The 369-nt window shown below is 46.6% G+C and carries 1 protein-coding gene; it reads right to left on the bottom strand.

The window, feature by feature from the left end:
• Nucleotides 1-57 precede the first annotated feature (57 nt).
• The coding region (locus tag AB4585_RS28540; protein WP_372172143.1) for a flagellar hook-length control protein FliK at nucleotides 58-369 on the bottom strand (312 nt) is incomplete at its 5' end.

The raw sequence follows: 369 nt of genomic DNA, 5'->3' as shown, positions 1-369 counted from the left end.
GACATTCACTTTTATTACTGAATTTGGTAGTGAGGACTTCATTTAGATACTACAGCGCTATGCCGTCCCAAGTGATGACGAGCGAGATTGACTCTCACTAGACTGTGTAGATTGCTCCCCACCGGCACTCAATGATGAGTCAGCCATGAACAAGCCTTCACCCTCTAAGGACGATTGCGAACCACCTGACTGATCGTGAGAGGACTCACCTAGCGACACATTCACTTCACCGTAAGCCGATGATAATTCAATACGCAACTTGTCGATTGTTTGTGAAATCATCTCACGACCCACCGCAGACGATGGCACCAACTGAACTGAGACTTTATCACCGTCCATCTTTAGACGAACATCAATTCGACCAAGTTC

Source organism: Vibrio sp. 10N.222.49.C9 (assembly GCF_041474985.1).
Classification (GTDB): Bacteria; Pseudomonadota; Gammaproteobacteria; order Enterobacterales; family Vibrionaceae; genus Vibrio; species Vibrio crassostreae_C.
This window is presented reverse-complemented; position numbering and strand designations above follow the sequence as displayed.